1 protein-coding gene is annotated in these 250 nt (G+C 62.8%); it reads left to right on the top strand.

From position 1 onward, the window contains the following. A partial coding sequence (locus AUL38_RS17315) for a hypothetical protein (protein WP_161937394.1) occupies positions 1-250 on the top strand: 250 nt, incomplete at both ends.

The following is a 250-nucleotide window of genomic DNA, read 5'->3' as shown; positions in this document are numbered from 1 at the left end:
CCGAGCCGCGCGTGGATTCAATGCTCGGCCTCGCCGTGTTCCTTGCTGACGTGTACCGCGACACTGCCGTGCTGACCCGCGCGGGTGAGCTCTCACTGCAACACGCACAGATCATTACCGACGCGGGCATGGTCATCACGAACGTGACAGTCACAGGTGTTGATGAGACAGCGATCGCCCGCTCCATCGAACTCGACAGGCTCGCTGAACAGCGTCGCCACGCGTACGAGCAGGCGGTGCTGGTGTATGC

The sequence above is a fragment of the Leucobacter sp. G161 genome (assembly GCF_001482305.1).
Lineage (GTDB): Bacteria > Actinomycetota > Actinomycetes > Actinomycetales > Microbacteriaceae > Leucobacter.
This window is presented reverse-complemented; position numbering and strand designations above follow the sequence as displayed.